The 20,956-nt window shown below is 42.3% G+C and carries 18 protein-coding genes; 17 read left to right on the top strand and 1 reads right to left on the bottom strand.

What is annotated here, in order from left to right:
* Window positions 1-38: 38 nt before the first annotated feature.
* From tssC to J4N37_RS24520, 12 genes are all read left to right on the top strand, one after another.
* Complete coding sequence (gene tssC, locus J4N37_RS24465) at window positions 39-1,544, top strand: type VI secretion system contractile sheath large subunit (protein ID WP_252042665.1); 1,506 nt, start codon at window positions 39-41, stop codon at window positions 1,542-1,544.
* A gap of 10 nt (window positions 1,545-1,554) precedes the next feature.
* Complete coding sequence (locus J4N37_RS24470) at window positions 1,555-2,349, top strand: type VI secretion system accessory protein TagJ (protein WP_071235938.1); 795 nt, start codon at window positions 1,555-1,557, stop codon at window positions 2,347-2,349.
* Window positions 2,350-2,352: 3 nt separating this feature from the next.
* On the top strand, window positions 2,353-2,814 hold the full coding sequence (gene tssE, locus J4N37_RS24475; protein ID WP_010452256.1) for a type VI secretion system baseplate subunit TssE: 462 nt from the start codon (window positions 2,353-2,355) through the stop codon (window positions 2,812-2,814).
* Window positions 2,811-4,634, top strand: a complete 1,824-nt coding sequence (tssF, locus tag J4N37_RS24480) for a type VI secretion system baseplate subunit TssF (RefSeq protein ID WP_252042666.1) — start codon at window positions 2,811-2,813, stop codon at window positions 4,632-4,634. Before tssE ends, tssF begins: the two co-directional genes overlap by 4 nt.
* Window positions 4,631-5,596 (top strand): type VI secretion system baseplate subunit TssG, encoded by a 966-nt coding sequence (gene tssG / locus J4N37_RS24485; RefSeq protein ID WP_252042667.1) that lies wholly within the window; start codon window positions 4,631-4,633, stop codon window positions 5,594-5,596. Before tssF ends, tssG begins: the two co-directional genes overlap by 4 nt.
* Window positions 5,597-5,607: 11 nt before the next feature.
* On the top strand, window positions 5,608-8,163 hold the full coding sequence (tssH, locus tag J4N37_RS24490; RefSeq protein ID WP_252042668.1) for a type VI secretion system ATPase TssH: 2,556 nt from the start codon (window positions 5,608-5,610) through the stop codon (window positions 8,161-8,163).
* 207 nt (window positions 8,164-8,370) lie between these two features.
* Complete coding sequence (locus J4N37_RS24495; protein ID WP_038886696.1) at window positions 8,371-8,850, top strand: Hcp family type VI secretion system effector; 480 nt, start codon at window positions 8,371-8,373, stop codon at window positions 8,848-8,850.
* Between the two features lie 47 nt (window positions 8,851-8,897).
* Window positions 8,898-10,733: a type VI secretion system tip protein TssI/VgrG gene (tssI, locus tag J4N37_RS24500; protein WP_045388924.1), complete on the top strand. Its 1,836-nt coding sequence runs from the start codon at window positions 8,898-8,900 to the stop codon at window positions 10,731-10,733.
* A 9-nt stretch (window positions 10,734-10,742) separates the two neighbouring features.
* Window positions 10,743-11,033, top strand: coding sequence for a PAAR domain-containing protein (locus J4N37_RS24505; protein ID WP_010452246.1), 291 nt, complete (start codon window positions 10,743-10,745; stop codon window positions 11,031-11,033).
* A 1-nt stretch (window position 11,034) separates the two neighbouring features.
* Window positions 11,035-11,865, top strand: coding sequence for a hypothetical protein (locus J4N37_RS24510; protein ID WP_252042669.1), 831 nt, complete (start codon window positions 11,035-11,037; stop codon window positions 11,863-11,865).
* A 125-nt stretch (window positions 11,866-11,990) separates the two neighbouring features.
* Window positions 11,991-13,130, top strand: coding sequence for an exonuclease SbcCD subunit D (locus tag J4N37_RS24515; RefSeq protein WP_252042671.1), 1,140 nt, complete (start codon window positions 11,991-11,993; stop codon window positions 13,128-13,130).
* Between the two features lie 9 nt (window positions 13,131-13,139).
* The gene (locus tag J4N37_RS24520) at window positions 13,140-16,196 is read left to right on the top strand and encodes an AAA family ATPase (protein WP_252042672.1); all 3,057 of its coding nucleotides are present in this window, start codon (window positions 13,140-13,142) and stop codon (window positions 16,194-16,196) included.
* An 88-nt stretch (window positions 16,197-16,284) separates the two neighbouring features.
* On the opposite strand, the gene J4N37_RS24525 is transcribed toward J4N37_RS24520, so the two are convergent.
* Window positions 16,285-16,665 (bottom strand): cystatin domain-containing protein, encoded by a 381-nt coding sequence (locus J4N37_RS24525; protein WP_252042673.1) that lies wholly within the window; start codon window positions 16,663-16,665, stop codon window positions 16,285-16,287.
* 375 nt (window positions 16,666-17,040) lie between these two features.
* Here J4N37_RS24525 and J4N37_RS24530 point away from each other — a divergent pair, with 375 nt between their 5' ends.
* From J4N37_RS24530 to J4N37_RS24550, 5 genes are all read left to right on the top strand, one after another.
* Window positions 17,041-18,726, top strand: coding sequence for an immunoglobulin-like domain-containing protein (locus tag J4N37_RS24530; protein WP_252042674.1), 1,686 nt, complete (start codon window positions 17,041-17,043; stop codon window positions 18,724-18,726).
* Window positions 18,727-18,910: 184 nt separating this feature from the next.
* Window positions 18,911-19,453, top strand: a complete 543-nt coding sequence (locus J4N37_RS24535; RefSeq protein ID WP_252042676.1) for a P-loop NTPase family protein — start codon at window positions 18,911-18,913, stop codon at window positions 19,451-19,453.
* A 117-nt stretch (window positions 19,454-19,570) separates the two neighbouring features.
* A complete protein-coding gene (locus J4N37_RS24540; RefSeq protein ID WP_005444063.1) occupies window positions 19,571-19,816 on the top strand; it encodes a hypothetical protein in 246 nt (81 codons plus the stop codon).
* A gap of 70 nt (window positions 19,817-19,886) precedes the next feature.
* Complete coding sequence (locus J4N37_RS24545; RefSeq protein ID WP_017190816.1) at window positions 19,887-20,540, top strand: aspartate/glutamate racemase family protein; 654 nt, start codon at window positions 19,887-19,889, stop codon at window positions 20,538-20,540.
* On the top strand, window positions 20,527-20,955 hold the full coding sequence (locus tag J4N37_RS24550; protein ID WP_252042677.1) for a hypothetical protein: 429 nt from the start codon (window positions 20,527-20,529) through the stop codon (window positions 20,953-20,955). The genes J4N37_RS24545 and J4N37_RS24550 overlap by 14 nt, the downstream gene beginning before the upstream one ends.
* The last annotated feature ends 1 nt before the right edge of the window (window position 20,956 follow it).

Below are 20,956 nucleotides of genomic sequence, written 5' to 3' on the forward strand. Positions count from 1 at the left end.
ACAAGCTCTGTTAATAATCGAAGAGTACTTATTAGGTCATGAATACGAAATCTGGATTGAATTTTGTTGAACCCACTCAGTTAAAACATGAGTTTATCGACAGTGGTCATGCAGAACTAGATAGCTATTGGTTTTCTAATTTTTTAGATTTATCTGATTCAATACTCTCGGCACGAATGTGGCTGGAAGGATCAAAGTCTGAGAATTTGGAAATGTTTCGTCACAGCCTAATGAGTACTATCAATCATATCGATGAGCTATTACAAAATCAGTTGAATGAAATTATTCATCATCCAACATTTCAAAAACTGGAGCGCACTTGGATTGGCACGCAATATCTTTGCGAGCAGATAGACAAGCAATCTGTAGATACGGTGAAGATAAAGGTAATGACTGCGACTTGGGAGGAGATTAGCAAAGATTCACTGAAAGCAATTGAGTTCGATCAATCTGCACTTTTCAAATTGATTTACCAAAATGAATACTCCATGCCGGGAGGTGAGCCTTTTGGTGTTGTGATCGGGGACTATGAGCTTGGAAACAATGCCAGTAAACTCGATAAAGATATCTCGGTGGTTCGTAAGATCTCTCAAAGTGCGGCTGCCGCGTTTAGCCCATTCATTTTCTCGGCTTCGCCAGAGATATTTGGTGTAGACAGGTTTTGTGATTTATCGTCGATAAAAGAGTTTTCATCTCAGTTTGATCAAATTGAATATTTAAAGTGGCGAGAACTTAGAAATTCTGATGACTCTAAGTTCATAGGGATGACAGCTCCCAATGTTTTGTTCCGTTTACCCTATCAGTCGGATGGTTCGAGAGGTGAGCATTTCGTCTTCGAAGAACGTGTAAAGCTTTCAGACAACGAGCTTTTATGGGGAAGTGGGGCGTATTGCTTTGCTGCAGTTGCGATCCGAGCATACCAAGAGCATGGCTGGTTTACTCATATTAGGGGAGTCAAGCAAGGGGACTATAGCCAGGGTCTGGTTGTTGCTCCAGCACGTTCGAAGCTGAAGTTAGACGCCAAAAACTACCGCGAGCGTTGTCCGTTAAATTTAAAGTTATCTGAAAAGAAAGAGCAAGCGCTTTCAGATTGTGGCTTTATTCCAATTTCTCCCGTAGCTGAAACCGATATGGTTGGGTTGATGTCCAATGTCTCCATTTATCAATCTACAAAATACCAAGACAAAACAGTTGAAGCGAACGACAAGTTAACTTCCATGCTCCAGTATACCTTGTGTGTATCACGAATTGCTCATTACATTAAAGTGATGGGGAGAGATAAAGTTGGTAGTTACCAAGATGCGAGTGCGATTGAGAGAGATTTTCAAAAGTGGTTGCATCAATACACAACAGCCTCTGATGAAGCATCAGATGAATTGAGGGCAAAGTACCCTTTAAATGAAGCTCAAATAAGAGTGCGTGAAAAACGAGATAGCCCGGGACACTACTATTCAACTGTCCATCTAAGACCGCATTTTCAGTTAGACCAAATGGTCTCAAGTATTAAATTAATAACAGAGTTATCACCAGAACGCTCTGCATAAGGAAAAAAAGATGCAATGGAAAGATCTATTAGCACAATCAGAACTAGACTCTGCTTTGAATGTGATCACCGATAATATTAAAGGTGAACCAAAAGATGCAAACCTTCGCAGCGTGTTTATCGAGTTATTGTGCATCAAGGGCGATTATGAGCGCGCAGATGAGCAGTTGATGCAGTCGATAAAGCTATTTCCAGAATACTTAGCTGGCGCTAGCCAACTAAGACATCTTGTGAAAGCCGCGCAGGCTCGTGCGGATTTTGCTTTCGGAGCCGCGTCGGCGCAAATCCTTGGAAAAAATGAGCAAATGACTAAGTCTCAGGTTGATTTAAACCTTGCTTTTACTAGCTCCAATTTTGAACAAGCCCTAGCACTATCTCGGAAGCTTGAATCAGACAGAACCATTGAACCATTTTTGGTCAATGGTACTGAAACATTAGATGTTAGAGATATTGATGACCGACTAGGTGGCTATCTAGAACTTTTCTCAAGTAAAGGGAATTACTTCCTAGTTCCCCTTAGTAGTGTTGTGTATTTAGAGTTGAAACCCGCCCAAACAATCCTAGAAAACATTTGGCGACCAATAGAATTTGATATTGAAGGATTAGGTGAAGGGGAAGCTCATATGCCTTTAACCTATATTGACTCTGAGAGTAATGCTCAGAAACTCGGACGGGAAACAGATTGGAAACCGTTTGGGGAAAAAGTTTTTCTTGGTCAGGGGCAAAAATGTTGGCTAGTCGGTGATGATTCGTTACCAATCTGCAATCTAACTACTCTGGAGCGTCAGGTTGAGGTACCACAGTAGAATATGGTCGGTGCATCAATAATCGATAAGCTAATAGATAGTGAGCCTTCATCTCGAATCGAAAAAGACTTTCCGATCACACAGCAATGTGTTCTTGATAACTTATTGAGGGATTTAGAAGCAATGCTTAACAGCCGTATTGGTTGGGCGGCATTACCTGATGATTTGTTGGAATTGCGTTATTCGATACTGAACTATGGTTTACCTGATTTTTCATCAATGCCATACAGTAGCCAAGATGGTCAAAAGCAGTTGTGTGACATTGTAAGCACTGCAATTAAAGAGTTCGAACCTCGTTTGAAAGAGGTATCTGTATCCATTGCAAATGAAAATAACTCAATTGACCGCTCTCTAAGTTTAAGAATTGGTGCGGTGTGCTTGATCGACAAAAGCATGCACAAAGTTACGTTTAATTCTGCAATTGAACCAGTCAGCCTAGGAATGAAACTGAGTAAAGCAAAATGAGCGAAGATTTTCTAAAGTATTATAATCGTGAACTGGCTTATTTACGCCATAAGGGACAGGAGTTTGGGGAACAGTACCCTAAAATTGCCTCTAGGCTACGAATTAGTGAAGAACGAGTAGATGACCCTCATGTTGAACGTTTACTCGAAGGCTGTGCTTTTTTAACCGCTAGAATCAGGCAGAATTTAGACAACAGTTATCCTCAGTTTACTGAAGCCTTAGCTGGGCAGCTATTTCCGGATTTTCATGCTCCAATTCCATCAATGTCGATCATAAAAATGCGTTGCTCTGACTCTACCACAGATCATTTTGAAGTACCGGTAGGGGAAAAGGTAGTAATAGGAGCCCCTGGTTTTAAAGAATGCGAGTTTAGAACGTGTTATCTCACTAAGATGTACCCAGTTGAAGTGGTGAATAGCTCGTTCGAAAACGCACCTGTAAAGCCGGTAGGATCGAGATGGGAATCGAAAGCGCAATCTATGCTAAAGGTCTGTCTTTCATCAAATGATGAGGAAAGTTCATTAGCCGATTTAGGTGTTGAATCTCTAAAGTTCTATCTAAATGGCCAACCTCAACTATCTTTGCGACTTTATCAGATGGTATTTCAACACTTGATTGGGATTTCATTCGTTATTAATGGCAAGGAAGTTCATTCCGTTTCGAAAAGATGTATTAAAGAGGTTGGATTCTCCGATTCAGATCGAGTTGTACCATATAGTAAAAGAAGCTTTTCAGGATCGCGTTTGCTTGTTGAGTACTTACATTTTCCTCAAAAATTTATGTTTTTTGAGCTAGATAAACTCCAATCCGACTTGATTGGTAGCACTCATGAGTTGGAGATCAATTTCTATTTTGATGTAAGTGACGATTGGCTACCTAAACAAGTGGGTGAGGATAGCCTCATGCTTGGTTGTACACCAATCATCAATTTGTTCCAAAGTACGATGGAGCCCCATCGATTAACACCTTCGGATTATGACTATCATTTGGTTCCTCAATACCAAGATGCAGAGAGCACAGAAGTTGTTTCTATCTCTGATGTGACCTTAAGAAACTGGAATAAAGCATATAAAAACCTCCCTAGTTATTACTCTGGTGAGCATACCCATTACCTAGGAAGCGGTGAAATATACTGGCTGATGAGGAGAGAAGATAAGAACTGGGCAGGGGGATATGATGAACCTGGGCGAGAAACCTATTTGTCTTTCGTTGACAAAAAGCATCAAATCTTCGCTCCCGAAAGTAGAGAAAATTGGTTGATGTATGTCCAAGCTAAATGTTGCAATCGAAACCTTCCTCAAAAGTTGCCATTTGGTGGTGGGCTTCCCGAAGTGGCCTTACCCGACGTAAATGACAATTTCTCTAGTGTGAAGTGCCTCACTTCTTTATCTGCAACCATTAGACCAGAAATGGATGAAAGCACCCGTTGGCAGTTAACCAAGCTTTTGACTCTGAATCATTTTTCTGGCGAAGATGGGTTATCTACATTAAAGCAGACACTAAACCTCTTCGCTTTCAATGGTACAGCAGAAACAAAGGCGCTGGTTGATTCATTAGTTCATCTTGAATATGAGCAGACCACGGGACGTATAAGCGCTGGAGGCAAAGTGGGCTTTGCGCATGGAATCAGAATTACGCTGATGATTTCCGACCAAATCCTACCGCCAGAGCAGATTTTTCTATTAGGAAGTGTGTTGTCTATTTACTTTTCTCAATACGCTGAAGTCAACATTTTTACCCAGCTAGAGGTAAAACTTAAGTCGACCGGTAAGCGCTTTCATTTATGGCCAGCGATGACAGGAGAGAAGCCACTCCTATGAATGCAGAACCGTTCTTGGACGAAATAACTAAGCATCCCTTGTTTGAGGCTCTTCACCTTCTCGAGTTTGAAGTCTTAAAGCGTGAGGCTCAAATAGGGACCGATGCTCTTCCAAAAAATGAACGCATTAATCTGAAAGTCAATGCAAAACTAGGGTATGAGAACAACCAAGTTTGTCGTGTTGAACAGGGAGGCAACGACCGTTTAGAAGTCAAAACAAACTTGATTGGGCTGATAGGAGAGCAGGGCGTTCTACCGCAACACTATAGTGAGCTTGCACTAGCGAGGCTGCGAGAGAGCGATTCTGCAATGGTCGACTTTTACGACATTTTTAACCATCGCCTGCTCTCTTTGTATTATCGAAGTTGGCAGTTAAGTCAGGTAACGGTCCAAGTACGAGCTCACTCTAGAATGGAAAGGTCACCTTATGCAGACTGCTTGAATTCAATCTCCGGCGATAATAGTCATTTAGCGCAACACTTTGGCGGTTATCATTCTTCACCAGTTAAAAGTAAATATGCGTTGAAGAGCATTATCGAATCCTTAGCAAGTTGCGACGCAAAGGTGCATGAATTTACAGGGCAATGGCTGTATCTGAAGCCGAAAGAGCAGACTCGCTTAACATCTAAGTCAAATCCAGAGGGGCAGTTTTCTCAATTAGGAAATGGCGCGTCAATTGGAAAACGAGCATGGGATATTAATGCTAGTGCAACAATAGAACTACTTCCAGAAACGTCAGAACAAGTAAGCGAGCTCCTTCCATTTCATGCTCGGCTAAAAACAGTTAAGCGTGCTGCATCAGCATTCATAGGCGAACACAAACAGCTTCACTGGAAGCTAACAACACAACATAGCATGCTTCCTAAAGCGCGTCTGTCTAAGCAACAAGGGCAGCTAGGTTTTGGCTCTGTTTTAAAAAAACATGATCGTACAGGAGATCGTGAAATAACAATTAATATTTAAAGGGAAATAAAATGGCTTCGTTATCATTATCAGCGTTAGTTGAGCGGTTGTCACCTCATGCTAAAGAAACATTGGAACAAGCAGCGGCATTGGCAAGCTCGCGGACTCACCATAGTATTGAATTATCCCATTGGCTTACAGCAATAATTCAGCACCCAGAAGATCTGTATTTAGATGTGTTCGACAAGTTAGATTTAGATAAGCAAACGGTACTGAATGAATTACTCACTCAGTTGGAAAAATATAAGACAGGATGTGAAACAGTCCCTGGTTTATCTGCACATACAGTGACCGTTATGCAAAATGCATTTATGGCTGCAACTATTGAGTTCAAGCAAGATAAGCTGACTTGTATTCATGTGCTATACGCATATTTGTCTGATGATACGCTGATTAATATGTTGAGTGCGGTGAGCCCTGAATTAAGTCAAATCGATCCAAATAAGTTGTTAAATCTTGGAGAGCATACCGAAAGCAAAACACATGTGAGCCAAACCGCTGGTGGAGCTTTAGAGCAGTTTACCATTGACCTGACTGAGCAAGCACGACTGGGACTTATTGACCCTGTGATAGGTCGAGATGATGAAATCAGGTTAATGATAGATATTCTTCTAAGGCGTAGGCAGAACAATCCCATTTTAACTGGTGAGGCTGGTGTAGGTAAAACTGCAGTGGTCGAAGGTTTAGCGCAGAGAATAGTCGATAAAGATGTTCCCCCTGCTTTGCAAAATGTATCGGTCAAGTCTCTTGACCTAGCCCTTTTGCAAGCTGGTGCGGGTATGAAAGGGGAGTTTGAAAATCGTTTAAAAAATCTAATTAAGGAAGTTAATCAATCAGTTGATCCTGTCATTCTGTTTATTGATGAGGCTCATGGACTTATTGGTAGCGGTGGACAAGCTGGTCAAGGTGATGCAGCCAATATACTCAAACCCGCTTTAGCTCGAGGGGAACTCCGAACGATTGCTGCAACAACTTGGGCAGAATACAAGAAATACTTTGAAAAAGATGCAGCCTTAACTCGGAGATTTCAAGTTGTCAAAGTTGACGAACCATCCACTGAGTTAGCGATTGATATGTTACGAGGTTTACTGACGGTTATGGCAGACCATCATGACGTATATATTACTAGCCAGGCTTTGGCCTCTGCTGTTCAACTTTCTGCTAGGTACATTAATGGTCGCCAACTCCCGGACAAGGCAGTCTCTGTTCTTGATACGGCTTGTTCTAGGGTTGCGTTGAGTCAGTCATCAACGCCAGGATTGCTCGATTCTAAACGCAAGAAATTAACCTTGAAAGAAGAAGAACTCACCCAGTTATCTAAGGAAGCTTTATTTGGTTCAGATCTCGGGCATAACGTTGGCCAAGTCGGTAACGAAATTGAGGTGTTAAAGGGAGAAATAATAGCGCTAGAAGAACGTTGGCGTGAAGAAGTTGAGTGGGTCTCTCAAGCAAAAGCATTACGTCTAAAGATAGCCGAAGATGGTTTAGATGAAGATAGACGAGAGCTAGTGGAAATAGAAGAAAAACTGTCTCTTAGTGCAGACCCGCTTGTATTCTCGCATGTGAATGAAACCTTAGTTGCGGAAGTTATATCAGACTGGACTGGTATTCCACTTGGTAAACTTCAAAATGATGAAATTGAAGCGGTATTGAACCTGAAAGACAGTTTGTGTGAAAGAGTCGTTGGGCAAGATCATGCTTTAGAGGTTATGGCAGAAGTAATAAAGACTGCCCGAGCTCAACTTATGGATGAGACTAAACCTAATGGTGTCTTTTTACTAGTCGGGCCAAGTGGTGTAGGCAAAACAGAGTCTGCACTAGCTATCGCGGAGAAGGTCTATGGGAGTGAAGATAGTGTCACGACAATCAACATGTCTGAATTTAAAGAAGAGCACAAAGTTTCCTTACTATTGGGTGCTCCACCTGGGTATGTCGGCTATGGTGAGGGAGGAGTTCTTACTGAAGCCGTAAGGAGAAAACCATATAGTGTAATTTTGCTTGATGAGATGGAAAAAGCTCATCCTGGAGTACAAGATATTTTTTATCAAATCTTTGATAAGGGAATCATTAAAGATGGCGAAGGACGTGATATTGATTTTAAGAACACGATTATAATCATGACTGCTAATACAGGTTCTGATACGACTACCACTTTGTTTAGTGATCCAGAACTTGCGCCAGATCCTCAATCACTAAAAGAAGCGCTACGTGAAGACTTACTTAAGGATTTCAAACCAGCGTTTTTAGGGCGAGTCAATATTTTACCATACGTACCACTTAGAAAATCAGTATTGATTAATATTAGTCAGCTAAAGATTAATAAGATAAAAGCGCGTGTTTTGGATCATTATGGTGCAACTCTTACAGTTACAGATGATTACATCTTACATCTAGTAGAAAGTAGCAATGAATCTGAAAGTGGTGCGAGGGCCATTCAAACTATGATGGAAAACCTTCTTCTTCCTCGAATTTCTAATGAAATATTGTCGTCAGTTCTCAGTAATAAGAAAATTAAAGATATTTTTGTGGATTATACCAATGATGATTTAATTGTCTCAGTTTCTTAACATCTGTTTCATTGGGAAAGTAAACTGAGAAGAGAATCGAATTAAATTAAATTTAAGTAATTCAGTGCTTAAAAATATAACAAAATAAAGTTATAAAAGTTTGTATTTAAAACTAACCTTTTGATACATGAATCAATAATCATTTCACTTAGCTGATATGATTTTAATATAGTTAAATGTCAATTATTAATGCTATAGGAGATTAGCATGCAGTCTAATACGTATCTTAAATACGCAGATATTAAAGGTGAGGCAACCGCTGAGCAATACAAGGATTTAATCACACTGCTATCTGTTGACTGGAGTGTGGGTCGTGAGATTTCGTCATACACTGGTACAGCAATGGATCGTGAAGCCAGCGCGACTCGTTTGTATGACCTTACTATCACTAAACTTCAAGATCGTGCTTCACCAGATTTGTTTAAAGAAGCAACGATCGGTAAAGGTAAACCTGCTGTTTTCCACATCACGAAGCAGGGTGAGAAAGTAGAAGAAATCATGAAGATCGAACTTACAGATGCAATGATTTCAAACTACTCAGTATCAATTCAAGATGACCGTCCAATGGAAACAATCACTATTTCCTACACAGAAATGATGATGACAGTGACACCGACGGATGATAAGAACAACACTTCTGCGCCACTTGTATATGGCTATAGTGGTGTTAAAGGTCAACAAATGTAATTTGGCTGCGGGGGCAAATGCCCCCGCTATTTTTAAAGAAGTATGTAATGAAAAAAGCAACACAAGATAATAACTTTATAAGCATCTCTACTCCTTTTGGCAAAGATGCCGTTATTTTGAATTCCTTTGAATACAGAGAAAAGGCTTCAGAGCTTTTCTCATTGCGTGCCAATGCCTACTTTAATGGTCAAAAAGGTGAACTAAATAGTATTATTGGCCATGAGGTTGTCATCACACTAGAGAATAATGAAGATGTTTCTTCTCAACCAAGATATTTTCATGGTGTTGTTTCAAGAGCAAAACTAACTGGAACAAGAATAAGTAAAGAAAATGATGGCGAGAACTATAAGAACATAGAGATTTTTATTGAACCTAAATTTAGATTTTGTCAATACCGTGTTAATTGCAGAGTTTTCCAAAACAAAGACTTGAAAGAAATTATTTCTGAAGTTTTGTCGGAGCATGGAGTTTTGTTCAGCTTCAAGTTAAATAAAAGTTACCCCAAATATACTTATAGAGTTCAATACGAAGAGTCTGACTTAAGCTTTGTAAAGAGAATATTGGCTGAAGAGGGTCTATCATTCTGCTTTGTGCATTCGAAATCTTCTCATACTATTGAAATATTTGATGATGTAAGCTACTACAAGCCAGGGGTGGAATTTATGGTAGACCATGACAGTGGTACTGCCAGCGCAAGTCACATATCTGCCTGGAGTGAAAGCCAAGCTATTGCTACGAAAGCAAGCCATAAAACGGGTTTTAACATGTTAAAGCCAGCGGCTTTCCCGAAAAACAGTGTAAATGGGGCTTCGGCGTTATTTACCATTCCCTCCAGTGAGCACTTTGAATATATGGGAGAGTCCGAGACTGCCGACCATTATGCTTCTAGGAATATGCATGCAATTGAGTCAATTCAACAAAACATATACTTGTGTGGTGGAGAAGCGACATGTCGAACCTTTACAGTTGGTAAGTGCTTTAAATTCAAAAAACATGAAGATAAATCTCGAATAGGCAAAGAGTACGTTTTAGAGTCTGTTGTCTTATCAGCTTCTGTTTTCAACCAGACTGGCCAAGGCGGTACCGCCTCTCAAGGGGTAAGGGTTGCATTTACTTGCGTTGATTCGACAACGATTTTGCGTCCGGCAGTAAACTATGTGAAACCGGAAATAAAAGGGCTACAAACCGCAATTGTGACTGGTAATAAAGATGGTGAGATATACATTGATAAACATGGTCGAATTAAGGTCCAGTTTCACTGGGATAGGAAAGGCAAGTACGATGTAAACAGCTCTTGTTGGATTAGGGTCGCTCAGAATATCGCTGGCAATGGTTGGGGAGCAGTTTTTCACCCTAGGGTTGGTCAAGAAGTAATAGTTGAATTTGTTAATGGTGACCCCGATCAACCAATAGTTACTGGGGCTCTATACAACGGTAGTCAGTTACCTCCTTATTCGTTACCAGAGCAGAGTTCACAAAGCGGTTATAAATCGCGTTCTATCCAGAAAGGCGCTAGCAACTTCAATGAGTTACGCTTTGATGATAAACCAGGTGAGGAACATATTTACCTTCACGCCGAAAAACTCTTTCAAATGCTTGTTGAAGATAATGCTGAAATCTCAATAGAAAACTGTCGAACCGAGCAGGTTACTAATGATTCGATGCAAACTATAGGTAAGAACCTGTCAGTTGAAGTAGGCGAGAACTATTCCGGAGATATCGGGAAGTCACTTGCCTTAAAAGCGGGTAAGAGCATTGAAATTAAAGTCGGAGGGGCATCAATAGAGATGTCTAGCTCTGGAGAAATTAACATCAAAGGGAGCAAGATATCTATTAATGGATCTGCGATTGCTCTAAAAGCGGGTCAAATCTCTCTTAACTAAGGAGGAGTCATGGGTAAGCCTTCGGCAGTGATTGGTAGTTTTCATGTCTGTCCTAAAAAAACAGGAAAGATCCCTCATGTTGGTGGGCCTGTAGTGATGGGATCCCCCAATGTTAAAATTGGGGGGATTCCCGCCGCAAGACAAGGAGACAAGCTAGTATGCGTTGGACCGCCAGACAGTATTTCCGCAGGTTCATCTAGTGTAAAAATCAACGGAAAAGCAGCAGCTCGCGCTGGTGATGCAACCTCCCATGGAGGACGAATTGTCATAGGAAACCCAACTGTACTCATTGGTGGTTAAATTGGCGTTAGGTTTTGAAACACAGGTGATATGTTTAAATGGCCACGAATTCTCTAGCATTAAACCGCTCTTCGACTTTGCTGATACCAACATCTCAATGTCTATGAATCCGCTGGAGTATCATTTTGATAGTAGACCGAGCGAAACTATCAGTTCCTATTCGCAACAGCTTAAGAATTTCTTTATTAAAGGAACTTTGATTGTTCTTTTACCCGCCGATACTAAAAAGCATGAAGTTCAATCCACGATGCAAATGCTAAGAGCGACAGTTGAATTTGAAAGTGATACTAAATTTCAAATATATCCATACGGAAATGCATCTTTCTTGCTAGCGCTTTCTCATATTGAAAGAGCAACAAAGCAAAACGATTGCTGGATCTTGGCTATACAGCCAGCTACCAATCAGGCATCAACAAAGCTTAACAACGGTGCGCTCATCTTAGCTAGAGCGTTCCCTTGTGATACAGGACTTGAGTGTTTGCCTGCTAGAGTTGACCTCGCAAACTCCACCAATCAAAGCGCGATTGATAAGGTAGTGTCGCAGCTATCATTCAGAAGTAGTTCCTTGTTTACCTCGCTCTCCTTATCTCTCGATGCTAATGAGCCACTTTGGTTAAATTCAATAAAGTATCTGGCTCCTTGGATAACGGAAGCAACGAACTACGAATTTCTAGATGCTAAATTGGGCTCTCTTGGTGTATGTGGTGGTTTGTTGAAAGCAATAAATGCATTCGAGAAACAAATTAGGGAGCCCGAAAAGGGCTTTCATCAATTACAGCTAGATATCGAGCCTAGAGGGTACGTAGTTGGTACAACATATACGTGGGTTTGAGTGTTGAAAAACGTATAGCTTTATTCGCTGTGTTACTTGATAAACCACATGAAAAGCTTACGAACTCACGATATCCTAGGGGGATAATAAGATAGCGCCATGTAGATGGCAGAAAGTGAATTCGAATGAAGTTTATCCATACCTCAGATTGGCACCTTGGCCGACAGTTTCATAACGTCTCTTTGCTTGACGATCAGCAAGCGGTTCTCGACCAGTTAATCCAATACATTGAAGACAACCCTGTTGATGCGGTGGTTGTTGCTGGTGATATTTATGATCGTTCTGTCCCACCAACCATTGCGATTGAACTACTTAACAAAGTGGTGAAGCGAATCTGTGGTGAGCTAAATACGCCGATGATTCTGATTTCTGGCAACCATGATGGTGCTGAGCGCCTAGGTTTTGGCTCAGAACAGATGAAAAATGCAGGTCTTCACATTATCAGTAACTTTGAAGACATGCTTACCCCTGTTGTTATTGAAACCGCAAGCGCAGGGCAAGTGGCTTTTTATGGCATGCCTTATAACGACCCTGAGCAAGTCCGTTTTGCCTACCAAGAACCCGTTTCGACCCACGATCAAGCGCACAAGTTACTTGCCGAGAAAATCACTGAGCAGTTCCAACCAGAGCAACGTAACGTGTTAGTCAGTCACTGCTTTGTCGATGGTGCCATTGAGTCTGAATCTGAGCGTCCACTTTCGATTGGCGGTTCCGACCGTGTCAGTCACGAGCATTTTCTCAACTTTGACTATGTAGCGTTGGGGCATTTGCACCAGCCACAGAAAAAAGGCGAAGAGTACATTCGTTATTCTGGTTCACTGATGAAATACAGTTTTGGTGAACAAAACCAGAAGAAAGGTTTCACGCTGGTGGAAATTGACCAAAACGGTTTTGTCACGGCAGAGCATATTGACCTTGCCGCACCTCATGAGATGCGAATCGTTGAAGGCGAACTTGAACAAGTAATAGAGCAGGGCAAAACCGATCCGAAAAACGAAGACTACCTGTTGGTACGTTTGATGGATAAGCACGCGATCTTAAACCCAATGGAAAAGCTACGTACTGTTTACCCGAATGTTTTGCACCTAGAAAAACCGGGCATGTTAATAGGTGTCGAGCAGGAAATGGCGCAAGCGAAATTGGCGAGAAGTGAGATAGACATGTTTCGAGACTTCTTTTCGGAAGCTCAAGACGGCCAATTATCGCAAGAACAAGATCAAGCGATCAGTGACATCATCAAACAACTTTCTCAGCAAGCTCAGTAAGGACCAAACATGAAACCCATTAAACTGACAATGCAGGCTTTTGGTCCGTTTGCTCAAACAGAAACGATTGAATTCGACAAGCTGGGAACTAACCCTCTGTTTCTTATCAACGGTCCTACTGGTTCGGGTAAAACCTCGATTCTCGATGCGATTTGTTTTGCGCTTTATGGTGAAACGACGGGTAACGAGCGTCAAGGCATTCAAATGCGTTGCGATATGGCAGCGCCAACGCTATTGACTGAAGTGACACTAGAGTTCTCTTTGCACGGCAAGTCTTATCGAGTGATTCGCTCACCAGAACAAGAAGCACCAAAGGCGCGTGGTGAGGGCATGACAGTGCGTAAGCATACCGCAGCTTTGTATGAGATTACGGACGAAGAAAAGCTCATCACTAGCAAAACAACGCAAGTAAAGACAGAAGTGACCAATATTATTGGCTTGAACGAAACTCAGTTCCGCCAAGTGATGGTGTTGCCACAAGGTAAGTTTCGAGAGTTGTTACTTGCGACATCCAAAGAGCGGGAAGAGATTTTTGGTCAGTTATTCCAAACGGATATCTACAAGAAGATTGAATACGCACTGAAAGACAAAGCGAGTGCCATTAGCAAAGCCAAAGACGAGTTTGATAACCAAATTCGAGGCGCACTGCAGGTAGCTGGTGTTTCTTCCGAAGTGGAGTTAACAGAGCAGCGTGAAGCGTTATCTTCTCAATTTGAATCTGTACAAAAGCAAGAGCAAGAATCACTGGCTCAATTAAATGCGGTAAAAACGGAACTGCAAAAAGCAGAGGCGCTGAGTAATGAGTTCAAAAAGCGCGAGCACGCCGAAATTGCTTTGAAGCAACATTTGGAAAAGAGCGATGCTGTCTCATCACGTCAATTGCAGTTAGACAATGCGAAGAAGGCAAGCAAGGTTGAGTTGCCTTATGTCACGTTACAAAATGCCTCAAAGCAAACGCAAGAACTTGAGCAAAAGGTGGCTAAGTTATCTCAAGATCTTACTGTGGCAAATGACGCGGTAAAATCCAAAGAAGGCGCACTGCAAACCGCGAAAGAACAAGCTGCACAATTGCCAAAACTGACAGAACAGCAATACCAACTTGAAGGCATGAAAGGAAAGTTGGTTGAAAAGTCAGAGCTAGAGAAAGCCATTAATGCAGGTTTGACGCAAAAATCCGAGTTTGAGGTAACGCTTAATAAATATATCGCTCTGAAAGAGAAGTTAACGCTAGAGGCGCAACAAGGTCAGAAGTCATTGGATCAAGCTCGAGTTGATGTTGCTAGTATTGGCAGTGTAGAAGCTGAGATAAAACAGCAACAACGTTTGATGCAAGACCTACAGAAGCTAACTGGCTTAAACCAAGAGCTAGCGAAATTGGATGCATTGACTCCTAGCAAACAAGCTTCGGTTGACCAAGCAAAAGCGCGATACGTAGAACTTCAACGCTCAGCAGATACACTTGAATTGAGCTGGAACAATGCTCAAGCCGCAGTATTGGCTCAGCGCTTACAAGCCGGTGGAATGTGTCCGGTGTGCGGTAGTGTAGAACACCCTCAACCCGCTCAATTTGTTGGTGAAGAGGTAACAAAAGAGCAAGTTCAGCGCGCTCGAAACGCGGAGCGAGAAGGGCAAGTTGTACTTAACCAATTGAACAATCAGTTGGAGCAGCACAATATCGCAGTCGGGCAATACAAGCAGCAGATTGAGCAACTATCCGTTGAACTTGGCCAAAACGCATCAATGGATTTAAGCGCGTTACAAGCGTCCATGCAGCAGCTCAATGAACGTTTACAGCAATTGTCATCGATTAACTTGGTTCAGCTGGAACAAAGCGTCAATGAGTTAAACCAGCGTTGTGTTACTGGGGAAGGTAAGATCAATGATCTACAAAACCAGATGGCAGCGAATGAATCGACGATAAAAGTGAACCAAGAGCAACTGGCTAAACTGTCTGCTTCGTTAGATGCCAAGTACTCATCTCTTGAAGTTCTTGAGCAAGACATTGTTGCGATTCAAAAACAGATTACGGAGTTGAATACCGCATTCGAGTCTGCACAAAACCATTTACAACAAGCCGTGCTGGCGAAGACCAATATTGAAAGCCAACTGACAACCAATCAACAGTGGTTGAATGAGGCACTAGAGCGTTTGAACACAGCCAAAACTGATTGGGCGCAAGCGTTGCAGACGAGCGCATTCGAGGATGAAGCACAATTCCTAGCAAGTAAAGTTGATGAAGCCGAGATGCAGATTTGGCAGAAAGAAATTGATGCGTTCAAACAGACTCAAATCAAGCTAGAACAAACCTTGGCAGACTTGAGCTCCACGTTGAAAGACCTGGCGTTACCTGATTTAGAAGGGTTTAACGTTAAATTAAACAGTGTCCAGCAAAGTTACGTTGAAGCGCGCAATCAGCTTGATAGCACGCGCTCTTTGTTTGAACGTCTAGAGAAAGTCCGTAATGACATCGCGACGCTACATGACAAGAACACTAAGTTAGAAGACGAATACAAAGTGTTTGGTACCTTGTATGACGTTGCAAGCGGTAAAACGGGTAGCCGTATCAGTTTGCACCGATTTGTCCTTGGTGTGTTATTAGACGACGTGTTGATTCAAGCGTCACAGCGTTTAAGCTTGATGAGCAAAGGCCGTTATATCTTGGCTCGTAAAACTGAAGGCTTCAAAGGTGCGGCAGGGCGAGGCTTGGATTTGGTAGTAGAGGACAGCTACACAGGTAAAACGCGCGATGTTGCGACGTTATCAGGTGGTGAATCTTTCATGGCAGCGTTGGCATTAGCGCTCGGTCTATCTGATGTTGTGCAGTCTTACAGTGGTGGTATTCGCTTGGATACGCTGTTTATTGATGAAGGTTTTGGCAGCTTAGATCCGGAATCTTTGGATCTTGCGATTCAAACCTTGGTCGACTTACAACAAACGGGTCGCATGATTGGCGTGATTTCTCACGTTTCCGAGCTGAAAGAGCAAATGGCGCAACGCATTGATGTCGAACCGTCGCGACTTGGTTCTACAGTTTCTGTGAAGTCTCAGATGGCATTTGATTCTTAATCAGTACTGGAAAATATGAATAAACAAAAAGCCCCACTAAATTACGGTGTAAAATAGCGGGGCTTTTTGGTTCTCAGTTTCGAAGCATTTATTGTTCGCAGAAGCGACCTTCTTTCGGTGATTGCGTAATCGCATATTCACCATCAAGGTTGCGATAAACAACTGTGTTCCATACTGATCCGTCATTCAATTCAAACTCTATCGCGTAGTTCACACCACTCACAATTTGTGCATGAACGGACAAGATCTGTTTAAACGAAGCGAGAGTTTCCATTTTGTTTAGGACAAAGGCCATTGCCTTTTGAGCGTCTGGGGTAGCATCGAATTCGTTCCACCCACTTGGCATATTTCCTTGTGTATTACATACATCTGCCGAGGTTGTTGACTGTGTCGCTTCATCTTGAGTTTTTTGCTGACATCCGACAAGCAAAACCAAGATTGCGCAAGCTGACACTGTTTTTAATTTCATAAAAATAACCTCTATTTATGTAAGCCCGCATTATATAAGTTGGCGTTCCAGCCCAATGTCTACGTTGTGCAAACTTTTTATATGAACAGGGTTAAATCCTGATTAAATCGTTGCGAGCGAGCTCCAAAAAATAGGTTTTGGTTAACTTTTTGCCTAATTTTGCTAGTAAGTCACGCTTAAGAGCGAACGCTAATTTCCTATTCGTTTCGCGTCGTGAATTAAGATCACAATTATAAAATAGACTTGGAAAACATAACTTTGCACGTGTATCTGTTTTCGCAATACAGCCATATAATCCAATGAAAATTCATTAGGCACTAATATAAAGTGCTGAATGATTGTTGTGATGAAGCAAAATGGATGAGAGGTAACACGATGAAGCAAAAAGCGCTATATCTAGCAGTAGCATTGGGTTTGAGTGGTCTTTCAAACGTAGCATCCGCTAATGAAATGGTGAATCCAGATGGCGGTGTTGTAGTCGGTTATTGGCATAACTGGTGCGATGGGGCTGGTTACAAGGGCGGTAATGCGCCGTGTGTGACGCTGGATGAAGTTGACCCAATGTACAATGTGGTTAACGTCTCCTTCATGAAGGTGTTCAATACCAGCGAAGGTCGCATTCCAACCTTTAAGCTCGATCCAAATATTGGTGTTTCAGAACAACAATTTATTGATCAAATTAGCGCACTAAACCAACAAGGACGCGCCGTTCTTATTGCGCTTGGTGGTGCAGATGCGCACGTCGAGCTGAAAACTGGCGATGAGCAAGCATTCGCACAAGAGATCATCCGCCTTACTGATAAGTTCGGCTTTGATGGTCTGGATATCGATTTAGAGCAATCTGCAGTAACCGCGTCAGACAACCAAACAGTAATCCCAGCTGCACTTCGCCTTGTAAAAGAACACTATCAACAGCAGGGCAAAAACTTCCTAATTACGATGGCGCCTGAGTTTCCATACTTAACAGAAGGTGGCAAATACGTTCCTTATATTACTGGATTAGAAGGGTACTACGATTGGATCAACCCTCAATTTTACAACCAAGGTGGTGATGGTATTTGGGTTGAAGGTGTGGGTTGGATTGCACAAAACAATGATGCGCTAAAACAAGAATTCATTTACTACATTTCAGACTCTCTATCGAACGGTACACGTGGTTTCCATAAAATTCCGCATGACAAATTGGTGTTTGGTATTCCATCTAACATTGATGCAGCAGCAACGGGCTTTGTACAAGATCCTCAAGATCTTTACGACGCGTTTGACCAACTTAAAGCGCAAGGGCAGGCACTTCGTGGCGTAATGACATGGTCAGTTAACTGGGATATGGGCACCAACAAGAATGGTCAGGCGTACGGTGAAAAATTTGTGAAGGATTACGGTCCGTTTATCCACGGTCAGACTCCACCACCGCCAAGTGAAGGCGAACCGGTGTTTAGCGGCATCAACGATGTTCGAGTGCATCACGGTAGTGCATTTGATCCGTATGCAGGTGTTACCGCATCTGATAAAGAAGATGGAGACCTAACTAACAGCATTACTGTCGAAGGTTCAGTTGATGTGAACACTGTTGGCACTTATGTTTTGGTTTACAGTGTAAAAGACAGCGACAACAATGAAACCAAGCAAAGCAGAACGGTTGTTGTTTACAGTCTTGTGCCTGAGTTTGAAGGTGTCGCGGATACAACTATCCAGCTTGGTGATGCATTTGACCCAATGGCAGGTGTAAAAGCCACGGATGCAGAAGACGGTGATTTGACTGATCAAGTTCGTGTAGAGGGCCGTGTAGATGTGAACGTTCTAGGCGCCTACAACTTGGTTTACCGCGTAACGGACAGTGCTAATCAAACTACGACAGCTCAACGCTCTGTGATTGTTTCTGATGGCAGCAGTTACCCTCCGTATGAATCTGGAAAAGCGTATGAAGCAGGTGACATTGTCACAGGTTCAGATGGCAACTTGTATCAATGTAAACCATGGCCATACACGGGGTGGTGTTCAAATCCTTCTTATGCGCCAGGTGAAACCGTTTATTGGTCAGACGCATGGGATAAGTTGTAATTAGTTCATTTGCAAGCCTCCTTCACTGGAGGCTTTTTTATGCGCGTAACTTCACATCTTATTGAACCTACACTAGAACTTTAAAGCGTAATCATTAATATCCCGCCTCCGCATTTTCCAGACTTACCTATAGTTGGAATGCGTCGCTCTTTGTCAATTTGGTACGGTCACCTAGGAGGATTTAATGAAAAGGATCAATGTAGTAGGCAGCAGTGCAAGCGGTAAATCGACGTTTTCAAAGCAACTCGCAATGAAATTAGGTGTCACGTACATAGAAATGGACAGGTTGTTCTGGCTTCCCGATTGGAAAGAACTCGATGATGAGACGTTCTTCGATAAAGTCGTTGACGTAACTCAACAAGACGCTTGGGTACTCGACGGGAACTACAGCCGAACACAACCGTACAAATGGCAAAGGGTCGATACCATCATCTGGCTCGATTATTCACGTTCTATCACCACTTATCGCTCCGTAACTCGTGCTATCAAAAGGGCATGGACTAAAGAAGAGTTCTGGGAAGGAACTGGCAATAGAGAAAGCTTTAGAAAAGCGTTTTTGAGTAAGGATTCGATTATTTGGTGGTCGGTTAAGAATTACCGAAAGAATCGGAAGCGTTATCTAAAACTGAAAGAGGACTTAAAAGGTTCACCGATCAAGTTCATCCACATCACTTCACCAAAAATGGCACAAGATTTTCTTGGTTCTCAAGATTTTATAAATAGATAAGTAACTTATTTAAAGGACTTTTTGGCAACGGCTCGCAGCTGTGTAAATCCTGACATTTCGCCTCCGTTAGATGATGAATACTAACCAAGTTCCCGTCGTATTCATTGTGGAGGTATTATGATCGGTTACGAGGAAATGGCGATATCCGGCTACTTAGGTTGGTTACTCGCTGTTTTGTTGGTTTACCCCTTTGCCTATGTTGGTATTCATATCGGAGTATTCGATATAAAAATCCGTACCAAAGTCAGCCGTTATTTCAATCGCTTTATATTAGCTTTGATTGCATTTTTACTGATTATGCATATGCAAACTGAAGTGGTTTACGGCAAGTACTTTCTTGGTCTTTGGGAAGCACAACAGTAACTCTGATCGCATTAATTCCCATCGCCTTGTGCTAAGTTGTCGAAATTGAACTAAAAATCGACAACTTAGCATGAAGCCATACGACCTATATTTTCTTCATACTTCACCCGTACACATTCCACCTTTCTCCAAACTGATGACAGAGCTCGCGCCTGATTTAAAAGTCGCACACTTTGCCGATGCCGACTTGTTGGAGTGTTTGGTTGCTGGAGAGGACGAATCTGAGGTGGAGCAATCAGTACAAGGCAAAGTACGAGAGCTTTCTGAACAAGCAAACTTGGTGGTTTGTACTTGCTCCTCAATTGGTCGCTTTGCTGAGTCGCTTACAGAGCAGGGCGTTAACGTTCAGCGTATCGACCGCGCGATGGGTGACCAAGCTGTAACTCATGAGCGAGTGTTGTTACTCGCGGCATTATCGACAACCATTGAACCTAGCTTGGCGTTACTTGAGACGAGTGAGGGCAATTGTATCAGTCAGTTAGATACGTTTGTGGTTGAAGGTGCTTGGGAACGCTTTCTCGACCAAGATAACCAAGGCTATTACGACAAGATAAAAGCGGTAATAGAGCAAAAGGCTCGTGATTATGACGTAATCGTACTGGCACAAGCTTCGATGTCAGGTGCTGCATCATTAGTTGATGTCGACATTCCAGTATTAAGCAGCCCACGTTTAGGCGTAAAAAGGGCAATTGAAACCTTAAGGATATTCCATGCAAATAACTAGTTGGATTCAGCTTTGCTTGCGCGAGCTTGAAGGGACGCCCATAAAAGAACATTCCGATATCGAAGCATCTTTTGCTGAGTCGGAACGTTTCTCAAAATGGAAGGCAAGCAAAAGAGAAATACGCCTCGAAGAAGTCAGTGATCGTTGCTGGATCAAGAGCTGCACGGGTGGCTACATCACAGAGGTACATTTGCATGCAGATGGTTCACTTGATGAATACACCTTGTTTGGACGCCTTCATACCAAAGGGCATTGGGAGCTAGACGCTGGCGTACTTCATATCACGATCTACAAAGGTGAAAACACTTATGAACTTTCTGTTGTGGGAAACCGTGAACCTTCCATCCACTCGGCGATTGAATACAAAAATGGAGAAGTGCACTCCTATCTAAAACTGACTCCAATTTCTCAATAGC

The sequence above is a fragment of the Vibrio sp. SCSIO 43153 genome (assembly GCF_023716625.1).
In the GTDB taxonomy this organism is placed as follows: Bacteria; Pseudomonadota; Gammaproteobacteria; order Enterobacterales; family Vibrionaceae; genus Vibrio; species Vibrio rotiferianus.